The organism is Rubrobacter sp. M3-4, from assembly GCF_059772285.1.
Map to the genome: position 1 here is coordinate 205,199 of NZ_JCBAJP010000001.1, position 24,679 is coordinate 229,877.

Below are 24,679 nucleotides of genomic sequence, written 5' to 3' on the forward strand. Positions count from 1 at the left end.
ACACCTCTTGGGGAAGGAGGAGAACTTAATGCATAAGAAGAGGAGATCGTACGCGCTCCTCGGGCTCGCCGTATTGGCAGGCGTACTCCTGGGAGCGGGGGTGGCCCTCGCCGCCGCCATGGACGCGCCGGTGACGGTTGGCAGCCCGCCGACGCCGTTCCCGCAAAACAAACAGAACGAACCCGCGGTGGCGATAGACCCGCTGAACCCCCAGGTCCAGGTCGCGGGCGCGAACGACGAGATCGACCTCGCCCCCTGCAAAGGCAGCAGCTGCCCGTTCACCCCGGGTGTAGGAGTCTCGGGGGTCTACTTCTCGTTCGACGGGGGGAAGAGCTGGACCCAGCCGACCTACCACGGGTACTCTGCGCGCGACGGCTCGCCCGGCCCCGGACCGATCGGCACACTCCCGAACTACTACGAGAACGGGCTCGTCTCCGACGGTGACCCCTCGGTCGCCTTCGGCCCACGCCCCGGCCCGAACGGTTTCTCCTGGTCCAACGGGGTGAGGCTCTACTACGCCAACCTGACGTCGAACTTCGACTCCACACGCGGTGAGCAGGCCTTCAAGGGCTTCGAGGCGATAGCCGTCTCCTACACCGACGACCTGCAGGGTGCCGCGGCCGGCCAGAACAGTGCCTGGAGCGACCCGGTCATCGTGAGCAAGCAGAACGCCGCCCTCTTCTCGGACAAAGAGCAGGTCTGGGCGGACGACGCCGCCACGAGCCCCTACTTCGGCAACGTCTACATCTGCAACGTCGCCTTCCGCAGCCGGGGCGGGGCGCCGGAGCCCGTGATCTTCAGCCGCTCGACCGACGGCGGCAAGACCTGGACCAACCGTCAGCTCACCAACGCGGCGAACACCGGCTCCGGGCAGGGACGCTCCGGTGGCCGGCAGGGGTGCACCGTGCGCACCGACAGCCACGGCACCGTCTACGTCTTCTACGAGGGCACCCTCAAGGGCAACAGCGTGCAGTACATGGTCCGCTCGACCGACGGCGGCAAGACCTTCGGACGGCCGCGCGCCGTCGCCCGGGTGGTCGACGTCGGCGCCTTCGACCCGGTGGGCGGGGACTTCACCTTCGACGGCGTCGCCGGAGCCCGCACCAACAGCTTCCCGAGCGTGGACATCGCCAACGGAGCACCGAGCGGGAAGAACGCCCCGAACACGATCGCGCTCCTGTGGCCCGACGCCCGCAACGGCCTGAACCACGAAGAGGCGCTGCTCGAGCTCTCGAACGATGGAGGGAAGACTTTCACCGAACCCGTAAACGTGGCGGCCAACGGCGACAGGCCCGACTTCCCGGCCGTCGCGCTCTCACCCGACGGTACCGACCTCTACGTCACCTACGACGCCTTCCTCGACCCGTACCGCCACGACACCTCCTCTCCGCGCCGGTTCCAGGGCGTGGTGCGCCACGCGGACCTCTCGGGTACCAGCCTCAGTAATCTGCAGACCGTCTACCGCGGCGCCGTGGGGGACGCCCGGGCTTCGAGCGCGAACGGACTCTCCACCGAATTCCTCGGGGACTACAACTACCTCGACGCCACCAACGGCGCTGCGACGGCGGTCTTCAACGACGCCAGAAACGGGTCCGACTGCCCGGCGATCGACGCCTACCGGCAGGCCCTCGCGAACGGGGACACCTCGGCGAGCGCGCCGGCCCCGGCGGCCGACTGTCCGGCCACCTTCGGCAACACGGACATCTACTCGGCGGCGCTCGCGGACCCGACGCCGTAGCCGGGAACATCTCGGGAGCTGGCCCGGAGAGCCTCCACGCTCCGGGCCAGCTCCTTTGCCGCCCGCAGGACATCCTCGCGGGTGGTGAAACGCCCCAGGCTGAGCCTGATGGAGGAGCGGGCCCGCTCCTCTCCGAGACCCATTGCGAGCAACACGTGCGAGGGACCGGGGTCGGATGAGGCGCAGGCCGAACCCGAGGAGGCCGCGACCGCGGTGAGCTCCGCCAGAAGATCCGAGGCGGCAACCCCGGGGAAGGAGACGTTAAGGGTGTTGGGGAGACGCCTTTCGGGGTCTCCGTTCAGAAGCACGTCCGGCACCCGCCCGGAGAGCTCCCGCCACAGCAAATCCCGCAGATCTCTCATCCGCCCCGCCTCCCCGGGCAGCGACTCCGCGGCGAGCGTGGCCGCCCGGCCGAAGCCTGCTATCCCGGGGACGTTGAGCGTCCCGCTCCTGAGCCCCCGTTCCTGACCGCCGCCGTAGAGGAGCGGCGCGGGGCGCACCCGCCGTGGACGGCGCCGGATGTACAGGGCACCCACCCCTTTGGGCCCGCAGCACTTGTGGGCGGAGAGGCTCATCATGTCCACCCCGAGCGCACCGACGTCGAGCGGGAGCTTGCCGAGCGCCTGCGCGGCGTCGGTGTGGAAAGGGACCATATGCTCGTGCGATACCTCCGCGAGCTCGCGCACGGGGTTCACGGTGCCGGTCTCGTTGTTGGCGAGCATGATGGAGACGAGGGCGGCCTCCTCCCCGAGAGCCTCGCGCAGCGCGTCGGGGCTCACCACCCCGTGACGATCGACGGGGAGCAGGACGACCTCCACCCCGCGCCGGGCGAGGGCGCGGGCGCTCTCCAGGATCGCCTCGTGTTCCGTCGGGGAGGTGACGAGGCGGTCTCCGGGCCCGAGCGTCCCGAAGAGCGCCCAGTTGTCCGCCTCGGTCGCGCCGCTGGTGAAGAAGATCTCTTCGGGGGAGGCGCCTATGGCGGCGGCGAGTTCCTCCCGCGCGGCCTCGACGGCGGCCTCGGCGCTCCACCCGTAGGCGTGGGTGGCCGAGGAGGGGTTGCCGAAGTGCTCCTTCAGATAGGGGAGCATCGCCTCGAGGACCCGCCCGTCGAGCGGGGTGGTCGCGTTGTAGTCGAGGTAGACGGGATCACGCACCGCGCACCCCGCTCCCCACCGGCGCGTCCTCCCTGTGGTGGCAGCCGCGGCTCTCGCCCTCGGCGAGCGCCCCTTCGAGGATGGCCCGGGCGACGAGCAGCGGTGAGCCGAGCTCCGTCCTCCCGTAACGCTCCCGCAGCTCCTCGAGCTCTTCGATTCCCCGCTGCAGCCCCGCGGCGGTGCGCAGGATGCCCCCACGCTCCCACATCACCTCCCGGAGCCTGCGCCAGGCCGCCTCTGGCGCTGGGGCGGGCGGGGCGATCTGGGGGAGAGGGAGCGGCGGCCGGGCGCACCCGGAGGACGCCGCGTCCCTGCCGGCGCGCCAGCCCCACACGAGGCCTTCCAGGAGCGAGGTCGAAGCCAGGCGGTTCGCGCCGTGCAGCCCGGTCCTCGCGACCTCTCCGGCGGCCCACAGCCCCTCCAGCGTCGTTCGGCCGTTCGCGTCCGCCTCCACGCCGCCGCAGGAGTAGTGGGCGGCGGGGACGACCGGGATCCTCTCCCGCTCCGGGTCTATCCCGATCTCGCGGCAGCGAGCGTAGATGGCGGGGAAGCGCGCCGCGAACCGACCCGGGGGGTGTCCGGTGGCGTCCAGGTAGACGCATGGAGGGTCGCTCTCGGCCATCGCGCTCCATACCGCGCGGGCTACCACGTCGCGCGGGGCGAGAGAACCGAGCGGGTGGTCGACGATCTCCTCGCCGTCTTCCCCGACGAGCACCGCCCCTTCCCCGCGCACGGCCTCGGAGACGAGGAAGCGCCGCTCTCCCTCCTTCTCGTAGAGCGCGGTCGGGTGGAACTGGACGTAGTGCAGGTCCGCGACCTTCGCCCCCGCCCGGAGCGCGAGCGCGATCCCCTCGCCGAGCGCTCCGGGCGGGTTGGTCGTGTGCCGGTAGAGCGCGCCGAGTCCTCCGGTCGCGAGGACGGTATGGCCGACGATGCCCAGGATCTCGCCCCGGTAGAGGGCCACGACCCCACCGCAACCTCCCTCCCCGGAGAGCAGCGAGAGCGCCCGCACCCCGGCGAACACCTGGACACCCTCCTGCGCGAGGACGGCACGGGTGAGGGCTTCCTGGATCGCCGCCCCCGTCGTGTCCCGGCGGTGGATGACCCTCGCGGTCGAGTGGGCCGCCTCGCGGGTGCGGTGCAGGGCCCCGCCCTCGTCCCGGTCGAAGGGGACGCCGAGCTCTTCTATGAGGAGGCGCTCGACCAGCTCCGGCCCCTCGGCGGCGAGGAGGCGGGCCGCCTCCGGCTCTCCACCCCCGGCCTCGAGGATGTCGTGGATCAAAAGCTCCCGGGGCTCGTCGGGGTCGGGGTGGATGATCCCACCCTGCGCGTAGCGGGTGTTGGACTCTTCGGGATCGGGGTGGCGGGTGAGGAGCGCGACGCGGGCACCCTCGCGGGCGGCGGAGAGCGCGGCGGCGCACCCGGCGATCCCTCCACCCACGACGACGAGGTCGAACCTCAGCACGGTACGACCTCGAGCGAGACGTCCGCCGCGGGCGCGGAGTGGGTGAGCGCCCCGATCGAGATGAGATCCGGCCCCGCCTCCGCGTAGGCGCGCACGCTCCCGAGGTCCACCCCGCCGGAGACCTCGACGACCACCTCCGGCCTCCTCCGCCGCGCGAGCGCGACGGCCTCCGCGACCTCCTCCGGGCTCATGTTGTCGAGCAGGACCGCATCGGCCCCGGCGTCGAGCGCCTCCTCGAGCATCGAGAGGTCCTCGACCTCGGCCTCGACCTTCAGCAGGTGCGGGGCCCCGGCGCGGGCGCGCCGCACCGCCTCCCCAACCCCGCCTGCGAGCGCGACGTGGTTGTCCTTGATCAGGATGCCGTCGTCGAGCCCGAAGCGGTGGTTGACCCCGCCCCCGGCCCTGACGGCCGCCTTCTCGAGCCGGCGCATCCCCGGTGTGGTCTTGCGGGTGTCGACCACGCTGGCCCCCGTGCCCTCGACCTCCCTGACGTAGCGGCGGGTGGTGGTGGCCACCCCCGAGAGCCGCATCAGCAGGTTGAGCGCGACCCGCTCGGCGGCGAGGATGGACCTCGCGGAACCTTCGACCACGGCCAGCCCCGTCCCGGCCACGACCTCCTCCCCCTCGGAGACGAGCGCGGAGAATCGCACCTCGGGATCGGCCTCGTGGAAGACGGCCCGCGCCGCCTCGAGCCCGAAGACCACGAGCTTCTCCCGGGCGACGAACCGCCCCGCAGCCCGCGCTCCTTCGTCCACGGTGAGCTCCGAGGTCACGTCCCCTCTGCCCGCGTCCTCCTCGAGCGCCCGCCGGGCGAGCTCGCGCAGCGGCGCCGGCGGACGCACCCTTCGCGCCGTCTCCTCCATCATCCGACCTCCAGCATCCGCTCGATGGGCCGGAGGGCCCTGAGGCGCAGCTCCTCGTCGATCTCTATCTCCGGGGAAAGCTCCCTCATGCACGAGAGGAGCTTCTCGAGCGTGTTGCGGCGCATGTGCGGGCACTCGCTGCACGCCTCGCACGCGGGCCCCTCTCCGGGCGCGCGGATGAAGGTCTTCTCCGGGGCGGCCTTCCGCATCTGGTGGATGATGCCGGGCTCGGTCGCCACGATGAACGTCTTGGCCGGGCTCTCGGTGACCCGCCGCAGCAGGCTCGAGGTGCTCCCGACGTGGTCAGCGAGCGCGAGCACCCGCTCCTCGCACTCGGGATGGGCCAGCACCTCGGCCTCCGGATGGCGTACCTTGAGCTGCCGGATCTTCTTCTCCGAGAACTGCACGTGCACCATGCACGTCCCGGGCCAGAGGACCATCTTCCGACCGGTCTTCTGCTGTACGTAGCGCCCGAGGTGCCTGTCCGGGGCGAAGACTATGGGAACGTCCTCCGGGATCGTCGCGATGATCTTCTCGGCGTTGGAAGAGGTGCAGATGATGTCCGAGAGCGCCTTGACCGCGGCCGAGGTGTTCACGTAGGAGACCACGGCGTGCCCCGGATGCCGCCGGAGGAACTCCTCGAACTGCTCCGCCGGACAGCTGTCGGCGAGCGAGCACCCCGCTTCGAGGTCCGGCAGGATCACCTTCTTCTCCGGGTTGAGGATCTTCGCGGTCTCCGCCATGAAGTGCACCCCGCAGAAGACGATCACGTCGGCGTCCGTCCGCTGCGCCTTCTGCGCCAGCGCCAGAGAGTCCCCGATGAAGTCCGCCACGTCCTGTATGTCCGGCTCCTGGTAGTAGTGCGCCAGGATGACCGCGTTCAACTCCTCCTTGAGCCGCCCGACCTCCTCGAAGAGATCGAGCCCCTCCATCACCCGCATTCCGCCTCCTTGTAACGTCAGCCTACCTGATTGCCACAAAATTTTGTTACAAAGTAAGCTGCTTGTAACTTTTCGTTATATTTAGTATCGCACGGGAAGCGGGCGGGGGCAAGTTAGAATCGGGGCATGTCGGAGGTACGGGAGCTGATAGAGGAGCTGGCGCGGGAGGCGGGCTTCGAGCTGGTGGGGGTTGCGCGGGCGGGGCGGCTAGAGGAGGGGGGTGAGCGGTTGCGGCGTTGGCAGGAGGCGGGGATGGCGGCGGGGATGGGGTACATGCGCCGGCCGGTGGAGTTGCTCTCGGACCCGAGGCGCCTGCAGAAGAGCGCGCGGAGCGTCATCTCTTTAGGGGTTTCGTACTACCCCGGCGATCATCCGGAGAACCCCGGAGGCGGGGGGAAGGTGGCGCGGTACGCGTGGGGAGAGGACTACCATCGGGTGATAAAGGGGCGCCTCTTTGGGCTCAGGGCGAGGCTGGAGGAGGCGCTCGGGTGTCGGGTGAAGGCGCGGGCGTTCACGGATGCGGTGCCGCTGTTGGAGCGCTCGGCGGCGCAGCGGGCGGGGCTCGGGTTCTTCGGGCGCAACTCGTGCCTGATAAACGGCGAGATGGGCTCGTACTTCTTCATCGCCGAGCTTCTGGTGGACCTCGAGATCGAACCGGACGAGCCCGGGGAGGGGACCTGCGGGCGGTGCAGGAGGTGCATCGACGCCTGCCCCACCGGCGCTATAAAGGCCCCCGGGGTGGTCGACGCGCGGCTTTGCATCTCGTATCTTACGATCGAGAACCGCGGTGAGATCCCGCGCGAGCTGCGTCCGCAGATCGGGGAGTGGGCCTTCGGGTGCGATGTCTGCCAGCAGATCTGCCCGTACAACCGGCGCAAGGCGAAGAGGAGCCGCTGGCCGGAGTTCTCCGCCGGGGCCGGGGCGGGGCCGTACCTGAAGATAATCGAGGTGCTCGGGATCCAGAGCGAGGAAGAGTTCGAGAGCCGGTTCGGCCACACCCCGCTCACCCGCGCCGGGCGGGAGGGGCTGCTGCGCAACTGCTGCGTCGTCGCGGGCAACCTGAAGCTCACCGAGGCCGTCCCCGCGCTCGCAAGGTGTCTGCGGGAGGACGGGTCCGCGCTCGTGCGGGGGCACGCGGCGTGGGCGCTCGGCGAGATCGGGGGCGAAGAGGCCGAGGAGGCCCTGCGGAGCGCGGCGGAGACGGAGGAGGATGGGTGGTGCCTGCAGGAGATACGCCTCGCGCTGGAGGCGAACCGGGAAGGTAGGGTGGGTTAGAATAGGTCGTAGCATGTCGGATCGGGTCAACTACTACGAGGTTCTCGGGGTCTCCCGCAACGCGTCGCAGGAGGAGATCCACGAGGCGTACCGCCGTCTGGCCAAGGAGCGCCATCCCGACCGGGGAGGGAGCCCGGAGGAGTTCTCGCTGCTGCAGGAGGCGCACGAGGTGCTCTCCGACCCCGAGCGCCGCAGGCGCCACGACGAGGAGCTCGACCTGGCCTACGCCGCAGACCAGCTCTCGGAGCTGGACTTCAGCCGCCTCGAGGACGAGCTCGCCGCCCGGCGCGAGGAGCGCGAGCGGTCCGGGCCCTCTCTCGGGGAGAGGCTCCGGGGAAGGTTGCGGCGCAAGGAGCCGCGGGTGCGGAGGCAGGGGCGCTACGTGGTGCGCGAGGCCCGCTGGTACGAGCCGCACCGCTTCGACCCCGAGCCGGCGACGTGGAAGAGCGGGACGATCACGTTCGTCCTCGCCTTCCTCGCGTTCATCGCCGCCGGTCAGCTCGGTTTGTGGGCGGAGGGGATAGGGCGGGGGTCGTTCACCTGGACGGCGGCGCTCGGGCCGTACATGCCGGTCGTCTACGCGCTCGTCGGCCTCATCGCCTCATATCTCGCGTTCCGGAGCGCGGGGTACATCGCGGTCGCGCTCGTCTTCATCGCCGCGCTCGTCGTCGGGCAGAGCGGGGGGCCGCAGGGGCTCCTGCAGTTCGCCGCGCTCGGGATAGTGGTGTTCCTGCTCTGGATCTACGCCGGAAGCCGCCGCGAGCGGAGCCGGCGCTAGGAGGGGAGATCTGCCCGTATCCTCCGAGATAGAGAGCTTTATCGCCTCGCTCGAAGAGCGGGCCGCGCCGCTGGAGAGGGCGGCGGACGAGGCGTGGTGGAGGCTCGAGACCACCGGCACCGGGGAGGCCCGCGCGGAGGCCGTGCGCGCGGCGAGGGCCCACGACGAGCTCTTCGCGGACCCGGCGGCCTTCGAGAAGATCGTCCGCTGGTACGGGGAACGAAGCTCTATCGAGCGCCCGGTGCTGCGGCGGCAGGTCGAGGTGCTCCACGCCGAGTTCGCCGCCAGGCAGGGAGATCGGAGGCTGCTCGGGCGCGTCGAGGAGCTCGAGGCGGAGGCGGGCGCGATCTTCGGCAACCACCGCGGGGCCGTGGACGGGCGAAAGATCGGGGACAACGAGATCCGGCAGATACTGCGTTTCTCGGAAGACGAGGACGAACGCCGGGCGGCGTGGGAGGCCTCCAGGAGCGTCGGGCGCGAGGTCGAGGGCGTGGTGCGCGAACTCGCCCGGCTGCGCAACCGCCTCGCCCGCGAGCAGGGCTACGAGAACCACTACGAGAGGGCCCTGAGGCTGCAGGAGATAGAACCCCTCTGGCTCGAAGAGACCATGCGCCGTCTGCAAGAGGCGACCGAAGCGCCCTTCAGAAGGCTGCGAGAGAAGATGGACGCCGAGACGCGGCGGCGCTTCGGGACGGGAGAGACCAGGCCCTGGCACCTTCCGGACCCCTTCTTCCAGGAGCCGCCGGAGGACCCCGACCTCGACGTGGACCGCTACCTCCAGGGGAGGAAGATAGAGGAGCTCGCGCTCGCCACCTACGACGCGATGGGGCTCGACGTGCGGGGGGTGCTCGCCCGGAGCGACCTGTACGAGCGCCCCGGCAAGAGCCAGCACGCCTTCTGCATCTCCATCGGCCGGGAGTATCCCTACGACGTCCGGGTGCTCGCCAACCTCCGCCCCGATGCGTACTGGATGGAGACGCTCCTGCACGAGCTCGGCCACGCCGCCTACGACCGCAACATAAACCCCTCCCTCCCCTACTTCCTGCGCTCGGTGGCCCACACCAGCACGACGGAGGCCGTCGCGCTGATGATGGGTGCGCTGGCCACCGAGGCCGGCTGGCTCTCCTCGATCGCGGGAGCGGAAGAGGCCGTGCGGGACCGGAAGAAACTCGAAGAGCGCGAGAGGGCCGCCCGGCTCGTCTTCGTGCGCTGGGCGCTGGTGATGTACCGCTTCGAGCGGGAGCTGTACGCAGACCCGGACAGGGACGACCTGAACGGGCTGTGGTGGGACCTCGTCGAGGAGTTGCAGCTCGTGAGGCGGCCGGAGGGACGCAGAGAGCACGACTGGGCGGCCAAGATCCACCTCGCCGTCTCCCCCGTCTACTACCACAACTACGTGCTCGGGCACCTCATCGCCGCCCAGCTCCGGCACCACCTGGAGACCTACGTCACCCGCGGCCACTTCTACGAGAGCCGCTCCGCCGGGCTCTACCTGGTCGAGGCGCTCTTCGGACCCGGAGCCCGCGAGAGCTGGCGAGCCACTGTAGAACGCGCCACCGGGGAACCACCGGACACCGCGAGGTTCGTGGAGGCGCTGGGGTAGGATGGACCGGCGGGTCGAAGAGTACCGCTTCGAGGACGACGGGCGCATCCCGAACAACCCCGAGCTTCCGCTGCTCTACTACCCGCGGGCGCTCGGCGAAGAGTACCGCGACCCCGGGCGCTGCAGGGAGCTCCTGCGCGAGAACGGCTGGGGTGGGGCCTGGGTCAACGGGGTCTTCTCCTACCACCACTACCACTCCGTCTCCCACGAGGTGCTCTGCGTCGTATCCGGGACGGCGAGGCTGGAGCTCGGTGGTCCCTCCGGGAAGACCTTCGACGTCGAGGCTGGGGACGTCATCGTGATCCCGGCCGGCGTCGGGCACCGCAACGCGGGCTCGGGCGGCTCCTTCCGCGTCGTCGGGGCGTACCCGCCCGGGCAGGAGCGCTACGACATCCGCACGGGGGAACCGGGCGAGCGTCCCGGGGTGCTCGAGAACATCCGCCGGGTCGCCCTGCCCGATACCGACCCCGTCTTCGGGCCCGAAGGACCGCTCGTGGAGCGCTGGGGTATCCGAAGGTAGCCGGCGAAAAGACAGCCGGGGCTGTAGAAAAAGCATCGCAGCCCCGGCTTTCCATACCCCTCAGTAAATACCCGGTCCCGAGAGCTGGGTGGCGATGCTGGTGTGATCATCCTGGGCGGTGTTGGATGGTTGATCGTCGCTGTAGACGATCGAGGCAAGGCCGGTCTTGGGGTTCGCGGCGACCCCGAAGTCGTCGTAGAGGTCGCGGTTTCCGGTGCAGGAGACGCCCTCCTCGCAGACCCCGCCCCGGTGGTTGACCGGCGAGGCCTGGTACTGGTGGATGGTCCTGCCGGAGCCGGCGGCGTGTCGGATCTGCGCCATGTAGACATGCCACTTCGCCGACGAAGGCGCCGTCTGCGGGTCACCTTTGTAGCTCGTGCCGTAGTAGACGACATCTACCTTGCCCGCGCTCCCGGCGATGCTCCAGGGGAAGATGGCGGTATTGGCCGGGCTAAAGTTGACCTTCTTCGGCTTCGACCAGTGCCTGCCCTGGTCGGTGGAGTAGCTGTAGAAGACGCCCCGGTCGTTGCTCCAGAAAGCGTAGACGTTGCCCGCGCGGTCCACGCTGACGTTGGTGAACTGGTGGTTGTAGCTGGCGCTCTTGGGGCCGACATAGACCCTGTAGTCCTTGAAGGTCTTGCCGCCGTCGGTGGAGACGGCCATCCACACCGCGTGGTAGCCGCTCTGGCCGGTGGTGCTCGTCACAGCCTCTGAGGCGTTGGCTATGCCGTTGAAGACCTGGTAAACGTTGTGGTTTCTCGGGTCTATTGTGAGGTTGCCGATCTGATTGTTGTCTATCAGGTAGGCGTGGCTGGCATCTATGGCGCCCGGCACGGCGTGCTGGGTGAAGGTCGCCCCCGCGTCGTAGGAGCAGTCCACGTCGATGTTGAACGTGGCGATGTCGTGGTAGGAGATGCAGACCTTCCTCGCACCGTCCGCCGCGATCCACTCCCGGTCGTCCACCGGGATCGTGGCGCCGAGCACGTTTTTGGACCAGGTTTTACCTCCATCCTTGCTGGTGCTCACGGTGACGTTGGCCAGGCTCAGGCTTGCGACGTAGACGTTGTAGTTGCCGGCGGCGTTCTTCTGCGGCGCGACCGCCAGGTCGGTGTCGCCGCCTCCGGGTGCGAATCCGGTGCTGTTCTGGCCCGCAGAGAGGATGTTAGGCGAGGCGAGCGTCCGGTAGTGCCGACCGCCATCGGAAGACTTCCAGGCCAGCGTCCCTGCTGTGAGCCCGTTCTCCGAAGAAGCGTAGAAGTTGCCCGCCTTATCCGCCCGGATCGCGGGCTCGGCGGCGTTGTTCTTGCACCTGTTCCCCGAGCCGGGACACACCGTGCCCACCGGCTGCGGCGGAGTCGCGGCGAGCTCGAAGTTCTTGAACCGCACGCTGGAGGACGCCCGTGCGCTCCCGTAGGCGGCTGGCAGCAGGCATAGAGCCGACACGACCGATGCCAGGAAAACGACCCACACCTGGCGGGGTACGAACCTGCTCATCTCCTTCTCCCCCTTTCCCGATGTTTCGACGGGTGTATTCTACAAGGAAGCCGAGACCCGTACGAGCAGAAAAGGGAAATCGAAGGTTCTTTACAGGATGTTTACAGAAAGGCCATCCCCAGAAGTCCCCCGACGACACCGGCGAGCGCGGTCAGCCCGGCGGTGAGCGCGAGCACCCGCTTCTTCGGGAAGGAGGTCCACACCATCGCGATAGAGGGCAACCTCACCGGGGCGAGCGTCATCAGGAGCGCCCCGGCCGGGCCGGCCCCGATGCCGTAGGAGAGCATGGTCTGGATTATCGGGATCTCCCCGGCGGTCGGGATGACGAACAGGGTCCCCGGACGGCGATCCCCACCACGAACAGGATGCTGTTGCCAAATCTCCGGTCCTGCGGCCGGGAAGAGAAAGGCTCTCGCGGCACCGAGCAGCATCACGATCACGACGTACTCCGGGATGATCCCGGCCGCGAGCCGCACCGGCGAGCGCTCCAGCTCACCGGAGACCTTCCAGGGCGCGGGCGGGGCTGCGGTCTGCCGCTCAGGAAGTGCACGCTGCCTCAACCCTTCGCGGGACTACCACAACGCGGGCGGGATGCCCTCCTAGGTCGCCAGGTAGGGTGTGGTCGCGTACTGGAGCATCCCGCAGGCGCCGGGGGCGGGCCCGAGCTCCATGCGCAGCCGATCGGCCCTTCCCTCAAAACCGAATTCTTCGAGCAGGGGGCGGGCTGTTTCCGGGTCTGGGACGATGAGTTCGACCGTAGCGTTCCCGGTGACCTCCAGAGCACGCGTCAGGAGTAATCGCGCCCCCCGCTCGTCCGAGGCGAGGAAGGGTCCGACTCTGACGGCACCGCCCGCGGCGGGGCTGAGGACGAGATACCCTTTCATGCCCCCCGCCGAGTCCCGGACGACCAGGCCCTTACCCGGGTGCCTTCGCAGGACGGCGAAGATGACCGCCGAGCGGTCGCCGCCGTATGACCAGTAATCCACCCCGTAGAGTTCCGGGAGGTCGGCGGCGAGGAGAGGACCGACCCGGTAGCGATCGTAGGATGGCACCTCCTTCGGCACCGGAGCTCCGGCCTCCCGCCTGTAGACGGCACGCCGGCAGACCGGCCTGAAGCCCAGCGTCCGGTAGAGGCTTTCGGCCTGCGCCGTCGAGTACAGGCGGATGGTTCTCACCCCGGCAGAGCGCAGATAGGACACCGCCCAACGGGTAAGGGCGGTCCCGAGCCCGGCTCTGCGCAGGTCGTCCCGCACGGCCAGGTGGCAGAGCACCCCCATCCTGCCGAGCGGCACGGCCCCGACCATCCCGGCGAGAGCACCGTCCAGGAGCTCGGCCACCGCCCAGCGGGCATCCCTCGTGCCGCGCAGAAGCTCGAAAGCCCTGGGATCGGCGGCCCACTGCACCGCCACGCGCAGCTCCCTTACGTTCTTCAGATCTTCGTCGTCCATCCGCCGGATGCGGATGCCGGATGCGTCTTGAGTCTTGAATGCTAGCAATCTACCCCCGAACGACCGAACGTCTTCTCAGCTTCTGCGTCAGCAAAAGCCCCGAGCGCGTCCCTAGCGGCGGGACGGCCGGGGCAGGGGCGGTCGGGGGAACCGCCCGGTGGAGGTGCCTGCGTGGAGTCCCGTGTGCCTCTCGTCCACGCGCTACATGCTACAACACCCCGCTTGCCGATGGAAGGCCCCGCGCTAGCGGGGAGACAGGATCTCGCATCCGTACCTCGCGGCGACGGAGACCAGCCGGGCGACGTCCGGCGGTCCCTCCGGCGGGAGAGGAAGCGTAAGCTCTCGCGCCGGCTCGCTCAGCTCGCGGAAGAAACCCTCGAAACCGGCCGGCGTGATCAGGTTGAGGAGCCTGACCTCCTCCGAGACGATCTCGAACCGGTGCGGCACGCCGCGCGGCAGGACGATGAGGGTGCCAGCCGGTGCGGGGACGACCCCATCTCCCACGTAGAAGGCCATCTCCCCCTCTATCAGGTAGAAAGACTCCTCCTCCCGCGTGTGGACGTGCAGCGGCGGCTCGGTGCTCAGCCCTTTCCGTCCGAGCTCCTCGACCAGAGCGTAGCTTCCCCCGGTCTCCTCGCCCGTAGCCAAAAAAGTCAGCAGATACCCGCCGTACCAGACGGCACGGCCTTCGCCCGCGCGGGCGGAGTGCGGCAGGGGTTCTCTCCGAGCTTCTATCATCGTGGCGTTCTCCCTTCTCTCGCCGGCCTCCATGCCATAAACTGTAGGCCAGCGAACGGGGATGGCATATGGCAGAAAACTGTCATTTCCCACCCGGAACGGGAGAGAATGAGCCCGGGCGGAGTCAAACAGGATCTGGCGCTCTCAGAGCTCAAACGCCTGTGCCACTCCGGGCGCGGCGGCCCGGAACTGCTGCGCGCGGTCGCGGAGAGGTTGCGGCAGCTGTCGCGCTCTGAAGCGTACTGCGCCTCCACGGTGGACCCGGGGAGCGCCCTGATCACCCACGCCCTCACCGGTGAGATGGGAGGGGAGCGGGAGGCCGCCGTCTTCCTCGACCACCTCTACTTCGAGCACGACCTCGACCAGATCCGGCGAATGACCCGGGAAAGGCGTCCCGTTGCGCGGCTCTCCGAGCTCTCCGGAGGTGATATCACCCGGTCTCCCCGCTACCGGGAGATGCTACGCCCGCTGGGACTGGCGCACGAGATGCGCGCCGTCTTCACCGCCGGAGGCCACGTCTGGGGCACCCTGGACCTGAGCCGCGAGGCGGGCCGCCCAGACTTCGAACCCCGCGAGGTCGCGTTCGTCAGGCGCCTCGCCCCACACCTCGGCGCGGGCCTGAAGGCCGCGGCGCTCCGCTCGCAGGCTCTCGCCGAAGGCCGAACCGGAACCGACGTCCCCGGCGTGCTGGTCCTCGACCACCGGGGCCGGGTGGCACACTACACCGCGGCGGCCGAACGCTGGCTGGAGGAGATCGAAGACCTCAAGCCCGGCTGGTCCGAGAGCCAGGATCTGCCTCCGGCGGTCCGGATGGTGGCGGGTGCGTTGAGGCGGGCGCTGAGACCGGAGAACGCAGGAGATCTCGACCTCCTTCCACGCCTCAACGTCCGGGCGCGCTCGGGGCGCTGGCTCTCGCTCTACGGCTCCCTGAGCGAGGGGCTGCCCGCAGAGGCGGTCATCGTCATCGGGCCCGCCGGACCAGGGGAGGTTGTTCGCTTCAACATGGCCGCCTACGGCCTTACCCCGCGCGAGGCGGAGGTCGCCACGCTCGCCGCGCAGGGAGCCTCGACCCGTGAGATCTCCGCCTCCCTATACATCTCCGGGTACACCGTCCAGAACCACCTCCGCAACGCTTTCGAGAAGGTGGGGGTGAAGAGCCGCAGGGAGCTGACCCGGCGGCTCTTCCTCGACGGCCTCTAGGAACCGGTCTGGATGACGCCGGAGAGGATGCCGTCTATCCTCTCCAGCACCTCCGGGGAGAGCTCGACGCCCGAGGCCCCCACGTTGTCCTCGACCTGCTCCGGGCGCGAGGCGCCGATGATCGCGCTGCTCACGTTCTCCCGCCGCAGCACCCACGCGAGGGCGAGCTGGCTCATCGAGAGCCCGAGGTCGGAGGCGACACCCCGCAGCTTCTCGACCGCCGAGAGGACACTCTCGTTCATCAGCTCGCGCATGAAGACGCTCTGCTCGGGGTTGGCGGCGCGGGTGCCCTTGGCCGGTGCTTCTCCAGGGCGGTATTTGCCCGTGAGCACCCCCTGCCCGAGCGGAGAGAAGACGACCTGCCCGACGCCCTCGACCTCGCACAGCGGCATCACCCGGCGCTCGATGTGCCGCTGGATCATGTTGTAGCGCGGCTGATTCGAGACGATCCGGTCGAAGCCCATCTCATCCGCGATCTTCAGGGCATCGGAGATCTGATCCGCGCTCCACTCCGAGACCCCCACGTAGAGCACCTTCCCCTGCCGCACGAGATCGTCGAGCGCCCTCAACGTCTCCTCGAGCGGGGTCTCCGTGTCGTAGCGGTGGCACTGGTAGAGATCCACGTAGTCCACCCCGAGCCGCCGCAAGGAAGCGTGACACTGCTCCACGATGTGCTTGCGCGAGAGCCCCCGGTCGTTCGGCCCCTCCCCCATCGGGAAGTAGACCTTGGTGGCCAGGAAGTACGACTCGCGCGAAAAACCCTTGAGCGCCCGGCCTACGATCTCCTCAGCGGCCCCCTGCGCGTAGACGTTGGCCGTGTCGAAGAAGTTGATCCCGAGCTCGTAAGCCCGGTGGATGCACTCCCGGGCCCGCTCCTCCTCCACGCTCCCGCCGTAGGTGAGCCAGCTCCCCAACGCTATCTCGCTCACCTTCACACCGCTTCTGCCCAGATGACGGTACTCCAACCAGATCTCCTTTCCGAAATCTCCGTGTACACGAAACCTACCCATACGTTACCCTACCGTCGGACTTTTCAAGCCGTGTAATGCGGCTTGCTTGCTGAGTTGTCTGCTGCTAAGAGCACCTTTATTGCAAGAGCGAACCATTTTGTTACAATGAGTTCACCAACGAGGGTCGGAAGAAAAGGAGCTGGAGAAAGTGCGAACCACGTTGCAGCCAGGTCTGACGAACAGGCTCACCAAGTATCTCAGGGTCACCCAGCAGCTCATAGAGGAGAACCGGGACGCGGTCTCGAGCAAGGAGCTAGGCGACTACACCGGCATCAACCCGGTACAGGTAAGGCGGGACCTCAACGCGATCGGTTTTTCGGGCACCCGGGGTGTGGGCTACCAGGCCTACGACCTGGTAGAGGCGGTGCGCAGCATCCTCGGCCTCAAACAGACCTACAACATCGCGCTCGTGGGGGCTGGCAACCTCGGGAGCGCCATCGCGAGCAGCACGATGCTCCCCAAGCGGGGCTTCGTCATCCACGACGTCTTCGACAACGACCCGGAGAAGATCGGACGCACCGTCGGCAACGTCGTCGTCAAGCACATAGACGAGCTCAAGAGGAGCGTCAAGGAGGCAGACGAGATCATCGGCATCATCGCCACCCCCTCCTCCTCCGCCCAGCAGGTCGCCGATCTGATGGTCGACGCCGGCATCAAGGTCATCCTCAACTACACCGACGTCCTGCTCCACGTCCCACCGGATGTCGACGTCCACCGTATAGACCCCACCGCCCAGCTCATGCACACCCTCTACTACCTGACCCAGGTGGGAGAGGCTTCCTAGAGAAACCGAGTCCTGGCCAAAGCCAGAGGCCCGGCGGCATCGCCGCCGGGCCTCTTCAACACGGCGCACAAAGAAAAGGAAGGGGAGCCGGGGGTGGGGGTGATAGGTGGGGAAAGGGAAAGGAGGAGTGGGGGAAAGGGAAAGGAGGAGTGTCCCCCCGGCTCCAAATGAAGAGCCCGAGGTGAACTTTAGGGGTGATAGGTGGGGAAAGGGAAAGGAGGAGTGTCACCCCGGGCTCTTCAATTGTGCGTCGGTTTAGCTTACGCACCAACCGACACCCGGAATGATACCCCGCTAGTCACACTTTGTAAAGGTCTTGGAACAGAGAATCTAGAAACTTTTTTAAAATATCTTCCCATTGCACATAGTGACCCCACAAAATACCTGCAAAACCAGCATTTTGAGGGCCATCTTCAACGAAGATGGCCCTCCATTCCCCTGTGATATCTTTCACTAGAGGTGTCGTGGGGGCTACTGTTCTTCCTCGAGGAGCCGCTGGTAGTCCTCTGGGGAGAGCAGTTCGGCCTCGCCGGAGTAGCGGAGGCGGATGATCCAGCCTTCCCCGTAGGGGTCTTCGTTGATCTTCTCCGGCGACTCCTCGAGGGAGGAATTGACCTCGGTGATCTCGCCGCCGAGGGGGGAGTAGAGGTCGGAGACGGCCTTGACGGACTCGACGGAGCCGAAGGAATCTCCGGGGGAGAGGCTGGTGCCGACCTCGGGGAGGTCGACGAAGACGACGTCTCCGAGTTCGTCCTGGGCATGGTCGGTTATGCCGATGGTGGCGATATCCCCCTCGATGCGGACCCACTCGTGGGTCCTGGTGTACTTGAGGTCCTGCGGTACGTTCAACGCTTCCCTCCTCTAGCTCTGCTTGCGGCGGTAGAACGGCAGCGGGACGATGCGGGCCGGGACGGTTCTCCCGCGGATGACGACTTCGATCTCACCTTCGGTCTGCGGGGGGACGTAGGCGAGGCCTATCGGGCGGCCGAAGGTCGGCGAGACGGTGCCGCTCGTCACGACGCCCCGTTCCTCGCCCCCGACCCGCACCGGGTGGCCGTGGCGGGCGACGCCCCGGCCCTCGAGCTCGAAGCCGACGAGTTTTTTCTTCAGCCCCTCCTCCTTCTCCTGGCGCAGCGCCCGCTGCCCGATGAACTCTTCAGGTTTGTCCAGGTGGACGGCGAAGGAGATCCCGGCCTCCAGCGGCGTGGTCTCTTCGTCGAGCTCGTTGCCGTAGAGGCACATCCCGGCCTCCAGGCGCAGCGTGTCGCGTGCCCCGAGCCCGGCAGGGGTGGTTCCGGCTTCGATGAGCGTCCTCCAGATCCCCGCGGCGTCCCCCGGGCGGAGGAAGATCTCGAAACCGTCCTCCCCGGTGTAGCCGGTGCGGGCGATAACGGCCGGCCTTCCGTCCACGGCCGTCTCGAAAAACCGGTAGCGCCCGATGGTCGAGAGATCTCCCCCGCAGAGAGGTTGGAGGATGCTCTCCGCCTCCGGCCCTTGCAGGGCGAGAAGGGCCCAGTCCTCGGTCTCGTCGGAGATCTCGACGTCGAGATCCGAGGTGTTGCCACGGAAGTGGGCGAGGTCCTTCTCGCGGTTGGCGGCGTTCACCACGACGAGGAAGTCCCCTTCGCGGCGGTAGACGATCACGTCGTCCACCGTGCCGCCGCTCTCGTAGCAGACCGCAGAATAGCCCGCCTGCCCGACCTCGAGCCGGGAGACGTCGCGGGTCAGGAGGCGCTGGAGCGCCCTCTCGGCGTCCGGGCCGCGGAAGGCGACCTCGCCCATGTGCGAGACGTCGAAGAGCCCGGCGCGGGTGCGTACCGCCTGGTGCTCGGCCTTTATCCCCTCGTACTGCACGGGCATCTCCCAGCCCGCGAACTCGACCAGCCGCGCCCCGAGCCTCTCGTGCTCCCCGTGGAGCGGGGTACGTTTCAGAGACATCCCTACCACCTCGCCTTCAGCCGGCGGGCGGCTCGGGCCTCGTCCACCCGGCGGACCGGTGCGTGGGTTGGGGCTTCCTCGAGCCGCTCGTCCTGCGCTATCTCGAGCATCGCGCCGACGAAGTCGTCGAGGGTCTCCTTCGATTCGGTCTCGGTCGGTTCGATCAGGAGCGCCTCCTTCACGACGAGGGGGAAGTAGATCGTCGGCGGGTGGAAGCCGCGGTCGATGAGGCCCTTGGCCACGTCCAGCGCCTTCACCCCTTTCGGGGGCTGCACGACGACCTCGTGCTTGCAGGGGCCCTCGTAGGGCGAATCGTAGGTGCCCTTCAGGCGGGCCCGGACGTAGTTCGCGTTCAGGACGGCGAGGTCGGAGACCTCCTTGAGATCGGGGCCGTGCATCCTGATGTAGCTCCAGGCCCGGACCATCTGGCCGAAGTTGCCGTGGAAGGCTCCGACCCGGCCGATGGACTTCTCCGGACGCACGAGGCGGTAGGTGCCGTCGCGCTCCTCGACGACCGGGTCGGGACGGAAGGGAGCGAGCCGCTCGGAGCAGGCGATCGCGCCCGAGCCCGGCCCGCCGCCGCCGTGGGGGGTGGAGAAGGTCTTGTGCAAATTGAAGTGCATGATGTCCGCCCCGGCGTCTGATGGGCGCATGCGGCCGAGGTTGGCGTTCATGTTCGCCCCGTCCATGTAGAGGAACGCGCCGGACCGGTGCAGGATGGAGGCGATCTCCTCGATGTTGCGCTCGTAGACCCCGCAGGTGTTGGGGTTGGTGATCATGAGCGCCGCGGTCGTCTCGTCCACTTTCTCTTCGAGCTCGCCGACGTCCACGCAGCCACGCTCGTCGAGCCCTATCTCCACGGCCTTAAAGCCGGCCATCGCCGCGGTCGCCGGGTTGGTCCCGTGCGCCGTGGCGGGGATGAGGACCGTGGTGCGCCCCTCGTCCCCAGCGTCCTCGAAGTACTTCCTTATCATGAGGATGCTGGTGAGCTCGCCCTGCGCCCCGGCGAGCGGCGCGAGCGAGACGGCGGGGAACCCGGAGACCTCGGAGAGGAAGGCTGCGAGCCGGTGCATCAACTCGAGCGCACCCTGCACCTGCTCCTCGGGTTGCAGCGGATGGAGCCGGGCGAAGCCGGGGATCGCCGCGGCGGCCTCGTTGGCACGCGGGTTGTGCTTCATCGTGCACGAGCCCAGCGGGTAGAAGTTGGTGTCTATCCCCCAGTTCTCGCGCGAGAGGTTGGTGTAGTGCCGGACGACGGTGGGTTCGTCGACCTCGGGGAGATCGGGCCTCTCTTTGCGGAGCGCCCCCTCCGGCAGGATCTTCTCGGGCGGCACCTCCGGCACGTCGGGGGCGGGAAGGGTGTATCCCCGCCTGCCGGGGCGGCTCTTCGCACGGATCAGACTAGCGGGCATCCACCACCACCTCCACGAAACGGTCGAGGTCTTCCTTCCTCCTCTTCTCCGTCACCGCGACGAGCATCGCCCCGTCACCGAGGTCGAGCCCACCGACGATGCCGCGTTCGAGCAGCGCCTCGTTGGCCTTCTCCACGTCCGGCATCTCGACGGCGAACTCCCAGAGAAACGGGGCTTCGGGATACCGCAGCGAGAAGCCGGCCTCCTGCAGCCTCCCGGCCAGGTAGTGGGCCTTGGAGATCGAGAGCTCCGCCACCTCCCGCAGTCCCTCCGGCCCCATCAGCGAGGCGTAGACTGTCGCGGTCAGAGCCGAGAGCGCCTGGTTGGTGCAGATGTTGGAGGTGGCCCGCGCCCGGCGGATGTCCTGCTCGCGGGCCCTCAGGGTGAGCACGTAGGCTACCCGGCCCTCCCTGTCCACCGTCTCCCCGACGATACGTCCGGGGAGCTGGCGCACGAAGCGCTCGCGGGTGGCCATGTAGCCGGCGTAGGGGCCCCCGAAGCCGAGCGGCATCCCCAGAGGCTGGGTCTCTCCCACCGCCACGTCCACCCCCAGGCCGCCCGGCGGCTCGAGGACGGCGAGGGCTATCGGGTCGCAGACCGCGACGCAGAGCGCCCCCACCCCGTGCGCCGCCTCCGCGGCGGCCCCGACGTCCTCGACGGTGCCGAAGAACCCCGGGCTCTGGACGAAGACACAGGAGAGGTCCTCCGGAAGCTCCGAGAAGTCGGTGGCCCCCTCCCTGAAGGGGAGATCCACGGTCTCTACGCCGTAGGTCTCGATGACCTCCCGGTAGCGGGGGTTCAGGTTCGCCGAGAGCGCGACCTTCGGGTCCCGCTTCGTCAGACGCGCGGTCATGAGCGCCGCCTCGGCGCAGGCGCTCGCCCCGTCGTAGACCGAGGCGTTCGCCACCTCCATCCCGGTGAGCTCGCAGACGACCGACTGGAACTCGAAGGTCGCCGCGAGCGTGCCCTGGCTCACCTCCGGCTGGTAAGGCGTATAGGAGGTCAGGAACTCCCCGCGGGAGACTATCGCGCCGATGGCGGCCGGCACTATCCTGTCGTAGGCCCCCGCGCCGAGGAAGACGGGCATCCCGGTCGCGTTCCTCGCCGCCAGCTCCTCGGCCTCGCTCAAGACCTCGTACTCGCTCGCCGCCGGCGGAAGGGCGAGCTCTCCCTCGAACTTCGGGGCGACATCGGAGAAGAGGTCGTCGACGGAGGAGACCCCGATCGCCTCGAGCATCTCCCTCACATCCTCTTCAGTGTGCGGTGTGTAGCGCGCCACGCGGCTGCACCCCCTATCCTTTCAGGGTCCGGACGTCTTTTCTTCCCGTCCTGTCCCAAAGGCCTGAGAGTGTTACCCCGTCGGCGCCAGCCCACGCAGGACCGGTCTCTCCAGGACGTCCTCCGGCCACGGTCCTTTCGCCTGAGAGATTCGGCCCCCACCCAGAAAGAGCCTTTCACCTTCGGCGGCCGCCCAGGGCGGCTCTCTCCCGCAGCCCTCATCGGACGACATAAGCCTAGCACAACCGTCCTCCTCGGACCTCCCCCAAGCGTTATCGAACGTTTTTTTGGTTGTAATCCAATCGTTATCCTGATCACTTAGCATTGTCCAAGAGGCGTTGGATGCGGGAGAAAGGAGATGGCATGAAGCGGCTCGTGGCTCTCATGGCGGTGGCCGGCGTGGCGCTGTTCGCGGGCTCTCCTGCTTATGCGGACGCCCTGGGGCGAAGTGGGGGCACGATCCCGATAGTCTTCCAGCTGACGCTGCACGGACGGGTACCCGAGGGAGAGAGCTTCTACCTGTTCACCGACCCGGGAGGCGAAGTTCCGGCGGGGTTCTTCTGCTCGACAAAGCCGGGAGCCGTCGGTCCGACGTGCCGGGACGGGGGGACCTATACGGTGAAGATACCCGTTCCCACCGACAAACCGGTCTCGTTCTCCTACGTACTCTCCCCGACGGGCAGCGCTCTCCAGACCATCGAGTCCCACTCCAAGCTGTTCACGCCCGGGGAGGTGGTGAGCACGAGCTACAGCTTCTCCGGCGCGGACTCCTCAGGCGATCCGCCGGCCGGCACCACCCCCGCATCCAGCGCGGCGAGCACGACCGCGGCGACCGACCAGTATTCGAGCGCGCCCCCGGTCTCCTCCGCGTCCTCTCCGGCGGTGGCCGTCCTCCCGAACACCGGCGGGACGTTGCCGGCGGCCCTCATCGGCGGAGCATCTCTCATAGGCGGCGGGCTGCTGATGCGGCGTCTGTTCAGATAGAAGTCCTCCTCTCCCGGGGCGGCTCCCGTGAGGGAGCCGCCTTTTTCGTATCCTTCCATCCAGCAGGCGAGAGGAAGGAGGAGCTTTGTCCGGTGTGATCTCCTGGGAAGACTTCGAGAAAGTAGACGTCCGGGTCGGGAGGATCGTCGCCGCCGAGCCCTTCCCGGAGGCCAGAAAACCCGCGATAAAGCTCACGGTGGACTTCGGCCCGGTGGTGGGAAAGAAGCGCTCCAGTGCCCAGCTCACCGGCAACTACACCCCGGATGTACTGGTGGGAAAGCAGGTCGTCGCGGTCGTCAACTTCCCGCCCAAGAGGATCGCCGGCTTCGAGAGCGAGGTGCTCGTTCTCGGGGTGCCCGACGAGCGAGGCGAGGTGGTCCTGCTCTCCCCCGACCGCGAGGTTCCCCCCGGCGGCAGGATGTTCTGAGAGAAAACCGTCTCCCCGGTATGTCGCAGACTGACCCGGAGCGGGTCCGGGAGGTCACTCTGGAAGAAACGCTTCACCCGGCGAAGGCAGGAGCCTGGGGCGCCTCTTCAATAAGGCGCCGACCGGCGAGGGCGCCGGGGCTCACGTTCTGCCGGGGCAAGGGGCTCCGAGGTGGGTTCGAGGGCACTATTCGGCCTCGGGCAGAGGTGCCGGGGCGCTCCGCATGAGCGCGTAGTAGGAGGCGCCGCCGATCACGGCTCCGATGAACCAGGAGAACGGGGCGGCCACCTTCAGGGCGGGGACGAGCGCCACGATGAGCGAGACGAAGGCCGCGATCGCGAACGCCCAGAGCGCCCGGCGATTGAGGCCTCCCCGGTACCAGTAGGGGGAGTCATCCCCTTCCCGGTAGAGCCCCTCCACGTCGAGCCTGCCGCGCCTCAGCAGGTAGTAGTCGGCGACGATGATCCCGAAGATCGGGCCGAGCAACGCGCCCAGCCCACCGAGGAAGTAGTTTATGGCGATGGGGCTCGAGTAGAGCTTCCAGGGCATCACGACGAGCGCGAGCACGGCGGAGATGATCCCACCCCGCTTGAAGTCTATGTGCTTCGGGAAGGCGTTGGCCAGGTCGTAGCAGGGTGAGACGAAGTTCGCGACGATGTTTATCCCCACCGTTGCGACGGCGAAGGTGAGCGCGCCGAGCGCGAGCGCGACGAAGCTCGGGATCCTCCCGACGAGCTCCACGGGGTCGGTTATGGCGGAGCCGTAGATCTCACGCGATCCCGCCGTCACCACGACCACGATGACCGAGAAGAGGATGAAGTTGACCGGAAGCCCCCAGAAGTTGCCCCACCTCACCATGCGCTCGCTGGGGGCGAAGCGGGAGAAGTCGGTGAAGTTGAGAAGCAGGGTGGAGAAGTAGTTGACGACCAGCGCGATGGCGGTGAAGAAGGCCAGCGTGGCCCCTCCGAAGGAGAGGCTCTTCGAGCCGAGGTTGAAGTCTATGCTGCCTCCGGCCTGGATGAAGATCCAGATCGCGAGCGCGAGCATCGCGACGTAGATGGCGGGACCGGCCCAGTCGACGAGGCGGCGCACCGACTCCATCCCGCGGCCGAGGACGAAGAGCTGCGCCGCCCACAGAAGCAGGAAGCAGATCCAGCCGAGGTACGAGAGCCCGAGGAACGAAGACCGAGCAAGCGGCTCGAGGCCCGGGAATATCTTGAGCGCCAGTATCACGACGGCCACCGAGGCGAGCCAGGTCTGGATACCGTACCAGGCGATGGCGACCGCCGCCCGGATCAGAGCCGGAACGTTGGCCCCGAAGACCCCGAAGCTGACCCGGGCGAGCACGGGATAGGGTATCCCGTACCGCTGCCCGGCCACACTCGTGAGGTTCATCAGGAAATAGACGACCGTTATCCCGCAGATCAGAGCAAGAAACACCTGCCAGCCCGTGAGCCCCAGAAAGAAAAGCCCCGCCGCGAACGTATAACCCCCAATGCTGTGCACGTCGGCCATCCACGTGCAGAACAGGCTCCACGTGCTCCAGTTGCGCTCCTGTGCCGGTGCCAGATCCTCGTTGTACAGCCGCTCGCTGTAGCCGCTCTCCATCTCTTCCCTTTCGTTGAACGA

Annotated in this window: 22 protein-coding genes, 1 pseudogene and 2 riboswitches; of the genes and pseudogenes, 9 read left to right on the forward strand and 14 right to left on the reverse strand. The window is 68.0% G+C overall.

The features are described from left to right. Positions 1-28 precede the first annotated feature (28 nt). Positions 29-1,738, forward strand: coding sequence for a sialidase family protein (locus AC6EKW_RS00950; RefSeq protein ID WP_498513416.1), 1,710 nt, complete (start codon positions 29-31; stop codon positions 1,736-1,738). Here AC6EKW_RS00950 and AC6EKW_RS00955 read toward each other — a convergent pair. From AC6EKW_RS00955 to nadA, 4 genes are read right to left on the reverse strand one after another with little or no spacing between them, the layout of a single operon-like run. Continuing rightward, positions 1,705-2,892 carry a cysteine desulfurase family protein gene (locus AC6EKW_RS00955; RefSeq protein WP_498513417.1) on the reverse strand — a complete coding sequence of 396 codons (1,188 nt, stop codon included), beginning with the start codon at positions 2,890-2,892 and terminating at the stop codon, positions 1,705-1,707. The genes AC6EKW_RS00950 and AC6EKW_RS00955 overlap by 34 nt on opposite strands. Then, positions 2,885-4,357, reverse strand: a complete 1,473-nt coding sequence (nadB, locus tag AC6EKW_RS00960) for an L-aspartate oxidase (protein WP_273888212.1) — start codon at positions 4,355-4,357, stop codon at positions 2,885-2,887. The genes AC6EKW_RS00955 and nadB overlap by 8 nt, the downstream gene beginning before the upstream one ends. Then, entirely contained in the window at positions 4,351-5,223 is an 873-nt protein-coding gene (nadC, locus tag AC6EKW_RS00965; protein ID WP_498513418.1) for a carboxylating nicotinate-nucleotide diphosphorylase, read from the reverse strand. Before nadC ends, nadB begins: the two co-directional genes overlap by 7 nt. Then, the gene (nadA, locus tag AC6EKW_RS00970; RefSeq protein WP_498513419.1) at positions 5,220-6,161 is read right to left on the reverse strand and encodes a quinolinate synthase NadA; all 942 of its coding nucleotides are present in this window, start codon (positions 6,159-6,161) and stop codon (positions 5,220-5,222) included. The genes nadC and nadA overlap by 4 nt, the downstream gene beginning before the upstream one ends. A 126-nt stretch (positions 6,162-6,287) precedes the next feature. Here nadA and queG point away from each other — a divergent pair, with 126 nt between their 5' ends. The 4 genes from queG to AC6EKW_RS00990 are packed head-to-tail and all read left to right on the forward strand — an operon-like array spanning position 6,288 to position 10,337. Continuing rightward, complete coding sequence (gene queG / locus AC6EKW_RS00975; protein WP_498513420.1) at positions 6,288-7,436, forward strand: tRNA epoxyqueuosine(34) reductase QueG; 1,149 nt, start codon at positions 6,288-6,290, stop codon at positions 7,434-7,436. 13 nt (positions 7,437-7,449) lie between these two features. Next, complete coding sequence (locus AC6EKW_RS00980; RefSeq protein WP_273887338.1) at positions 7,450-8,214, forward strand: J domain-containing protein; 765 nt, start codon at positions 7,450-7,452, stop codon at positions 8,212-8,214. 28 nt (positions 8,215-8,242) lie between these two features. After that, on the forward strand, positions 8,243-9,817 hold the full coding sequence (locus AC6EKW_RS00985; RefSeq protein ID WP_498513579.1) for a M2 family metallopeptidase: 1,575 nt from the start codon (positions 8,243-8,245) through the stop codon (positions 9,815-9,817). A gap of 1 nt (position 9,818) precedes the next feature. Continuing rightward, a complete protein-coding gene (locus tag AC6EKW_RS00990; RefSeq protein ID WP_498513421.1) occupies positions 9,819-10,337 on the forward strand; it encodes a cupin domain-containing protein in 519 nt (172 codons plus the stop codon). A gap of 60 nt (positions 10,338-10,397) precedes the next feature. Here the strand turns inward: AC6EKW_RS00990 and AC6EKW_RS00995 are convergent, their stop codons facing one another. From AC6EKW_RS00995 to AC6EKW_RS01010, 4 genes and pseudogenes are all read right to left on the reverse strand, one after another. Beyond that, positions 10,398-11,831: a hypothetical protein gene (locus AC6EKW_RS00995; RefSeq protein ID WP_498513422.1), complete on the reverse strand. Its 1,434-nt coding sequence runs from the start codon at positions 11,829-11,831 to the stop codon at positions 10,398-10,400. Positions 11,832-11,932: 101 nt separating this feature from the next. Then, positions 11,933-12,304: pseudogene (locus tag AC6EKW_RS01000) on the reverse strand (permease); the annotation flags it as partial. A 126-nt stretch (positions 12,305-12,430) separates the two neighbouring features. Further along, complete coding sequence (locus AC6EKW_RS01005; RefSeq protein WP_498513423.1) at positions 12,431-13,279, reverse strand: GNAT family N-acetyltransferase; 849 nt, start codon at positions 13,277-13,279, stop codon at positions 12,431-12,433. Positions 13,280-13,522: 243 nt separating this feature from the next. After that, a complete protein-coding gene (locus AC6EKW_RS01010) occupies positions 13,523-14,017 on the reverse strand; it encodes a quercetin 2,3-dioxygenase (RefSeq protein WP_273887331.1) in 495 nt (164 codons plus the stop codon). A 108-nt stretch (positions 14,018-14,125) separates the two neighbouring features. Between AC6EKW_RS01010 and AC6EKW_RS01015 the strand changes: the two genes are divergently transcribed. Next, positions 14,126-15,217: a LuxR C-terminal-related transcriptional regulator gene (locus AC6EKW_RS01015; protein ID WP_273887330.1), complete on the forward strand. Its 1,092-nt coding sequence runs from the start codon at positions 14,126-14,128 to the stop codon at positions 15,215-15,217. Here AC6EKW_RS01015 and AC6EKW_RS01020 read toward each other — a convergent pair. Further along, positions 15,214-16,182 carry an aldo/keto reductase family protein gene (locus AC6EKW_RS01020; protein WP_498513424.1) on the reverse strand — a complete coding sequence of 323 codons (969 nt, stop codon included), beginning with the start codon at positions 16,180-16,182 and terminating at the stop codon, positions 15,214-15,216. The genes AC6EKW_RS01015 and AC6EKW_RS01020 overlap by 4 nt on opposite strands. Before the next feature lie 205 nt (positions 16,183-16,387). Here AC6EKW_RS01020 and AC6EKW_RS01025 point away from each other — a divergent pair, with 205 nt between their 5' ends. Beyond that, positions 16,388-17,011, forward strand: a complete 624-nt coding sequence (locus tag AC6EKW_RS01025; protein ID WP_273887328.1) for a redox-sensing transcriptional repressor Rex — start codon at positions 16,388-16,390, stop codon at positions 17,009-17,011. A 471-nt stretch (positions 17,012-17,482) separates the two neighbouring features. Here the strand turns inward: AC6EKW_RS01025 and gcvH are convergent, their stop codons facing one another. Genes gcvH through gcvPA form a run of 4 tightly spaced genes read right to left on the reverse strand, consistent with a single transcriptional unit; the run spans position 17,483 to position 21,640 of the window. Further along, positions 17,483-17,860 carry a glycine cleavage system protein GcvH gene (gene gcvH, locus AC6EKW_RS01030; protein WP_273887327.1) on the reverse strand — a complete coding sequence of 126 codons (378 nt, stop codon included), beginning with the start codon at positions 17,858-17,860 and terminating at the stop codon, positions 17,483-17,485. Between the two features lie 12 nt (positions 17,861-17,872). Next, positions 17,873-18,949 (reverse strand): glycine cleavage system aminomethyltransferase GcvT, encoded by a 1,077-nt coding sequence (gene gcvT / locus AC6EKW_RS01035; protein WP_273887326.1) that lies wholly within the window; start codon positions 18,947-18,949, stop codon positions 17,873-17,875. Between the two features lie 2 nt (positions 18,950-18,951). Next, complete coding sequence (gene gcvPB, locus AC6EKW_RS01040) at positions 18,952-20,361, reverse strand: aminomethyl-transferring glycine dehydrogenase subunit GcvPB (protein ID WP_273887325.1); 1,410 nt, start codon at positions 20,359-20,361, stop codon at positions 18,952-18,954. Next, a complete protein-coding gene (gene gcvPA / locus AC6EKW_RS01045) occupies positions 20,351-21,640 on the reverse strand; it encodes an aminomethyl-transferring glycine dehydrogenase subunit GcvPA (RefSeq protein WP_498513425.1) in 1,290 nt (429 codons plus the stop codon). Before gcvPA ends, gcvPB begins: the two co-directional genes overlap by 11 nt. A gap of 40 nt (positions 21,641-21,680) precedes the next feature. Next, positions 21,681-21,759: riboswitch (glycine riboswitch) on the reverse strand. Beyond that, a riboswitch (glycine riboswitch) is annotated at positions 21,760-21,861 on the reverse strand. It lies immediately after the preceding riboswitch. 120 nt (positions 21,862-21,981) lie between these two features. On the opposite strand from gcvPA, the gene AC6EKW_RS01050 reads away from it, so the two are divergent. Beyond that, a complete protein-coding gene (locus tag AC6EKW_RS01050; RefSeq protein ID WP_498513426.1) occupies positions 21,982-22,623 on the forward strand; it encodes a hypothetical protein in 642 nt (213 codons plus the stop codon). Between the two features lie 85 nt (positions 22,624-22,708). After that, the gene (locus AC6EKW_RS01055; RefSeq protein WP_420542027.1) at positions 22,709-23,050 is read left to right on the forward strand and encodes a tRNA-binding protein; all 342 of its coding nucleotides are present in this window, start codon (positions 22,709-22,711) and stop codon (positions 23,048-23,050) included. Positions 23,051-23,236: 186 nt separating this feature from the next. On the opposite strand, the gene AC6EKW_RS01060 is transcribed toward AC6EKW_RS01055, so the two are convergent. Continuing rightward, on the reverse strand, positions 23,237-24,658 hold the full coding sequence (locus AC6EKW_RS01060) for an NCS1 family nucleobase:cation symporter-1 (RefSeq protein WP_498513427.1): 1,422 nt from the start codon (positions 24,656-24,658) through the stop codon (positions 23,237-23,239). Between the last annotated feature and the right edge of the window lie 21 nt (positions 24,659-24,679).

Bases quoted from the DNA above. Each gene is read 5' to 3' on its own strand.
- AC6EKW_RS00950 (WP_498513416.1), top strand. From the start codon at position 29: ATGCATAAGAAGAGGAGATCGTACGCGCTCCTCGGGCTCGCCGTATTG.
- nadC (WP_498513418.1), bottom strand. From the start codon at position 5,223: ATGATGGAGGAGACGGCGCGAAGGGTGCGTCCGCCGGCGCCGCTGCGC.
- nadA (WP_498513419.1), bottom strand. From the start codon at position 6,161: ATGCGGGTGATGGAGGGGCTCGATCTCTTCGAGGAGGTCGGGCGGCTC.
- queG (WP_498513420.1), top strand. From the start codon at position 6,288: ATGTCGGAGGTACGGGAGCTGATAGAGGAGCTGGCGCGGGAGGCGGGC.
- AC6EKW_RS00980 (WP_273887338.1), top strand. From the start codon at position 7,450: ATGTCGGATCGGGTCAACTACTACGAGGTTCTCGGGGTCTCCCGCAAC.
- AC6EKW_RS00990 (WP_498513421.1), top strand. From the start codon at position 9,819: ATGGACCGGCGGGTCGAAGAGTACCGCTTCGAGGACGACGGGCGCATC.
- AC6EKW_RS00995 (WP_498513422.1), bottom strand. From the start codon at position 11,831: ATGAGCAGGTTCGTACCCCGCCAGGTGTGGGTCGTTTTCCTGGCATCG.
- AC6EKW_RS01005 (WP_498513423.1), bottom strand. From the start codon at position 13,279: ATGGACGACGAAGATCTGAAGAACGTAAGGGAGCTGCGCGTGGCGGTG.
- AC6EKW_RS01010 (WP_273887331.1), bottom strand. From the start codon at position 14,017: ATGATAGAAGCTCGGAGAGAACCCCTGCCGCACTCCGCCCGCGCGGGC.
- AC6EKW_RS01015 (WP_273887330.1), top strand. From the start codon at position 14,126: ATGAGCCCGGGCGGAGTCAAACAGGATCTGGCGCTCTCAGAGCTCAAA.
- gcvT (WP_273887326.1), bottom strand. From the start codon at position 18,949: ATGTCTCTGAAACGTACCCCGCTCCACGGGGAGCACGAGAGGCTCGGG.
- gcvPB (WP_273887325.1), bottom strand. From the start codon at position 20,361: ATGCCCGCTAGTCTGATCCGTGCGAAGAGCCGCCCCGGCAGGCGGGGA.
- AC6EKW_RS01050 (WP_498513426.1), top strand. From the start codon at position 21,982: ATGCGGGAGAAAGGAGATGGCATGAAGCGGCTCGTGGCTCTCATGGCG.
- AC6EKW_RS01060 (WP_498513427.1), bottom strand. From the start codon at position 24,658: ATGGAGAGCGGCTACAGCGAGCGGCTGTACAACGAGGATCTGGCACCG.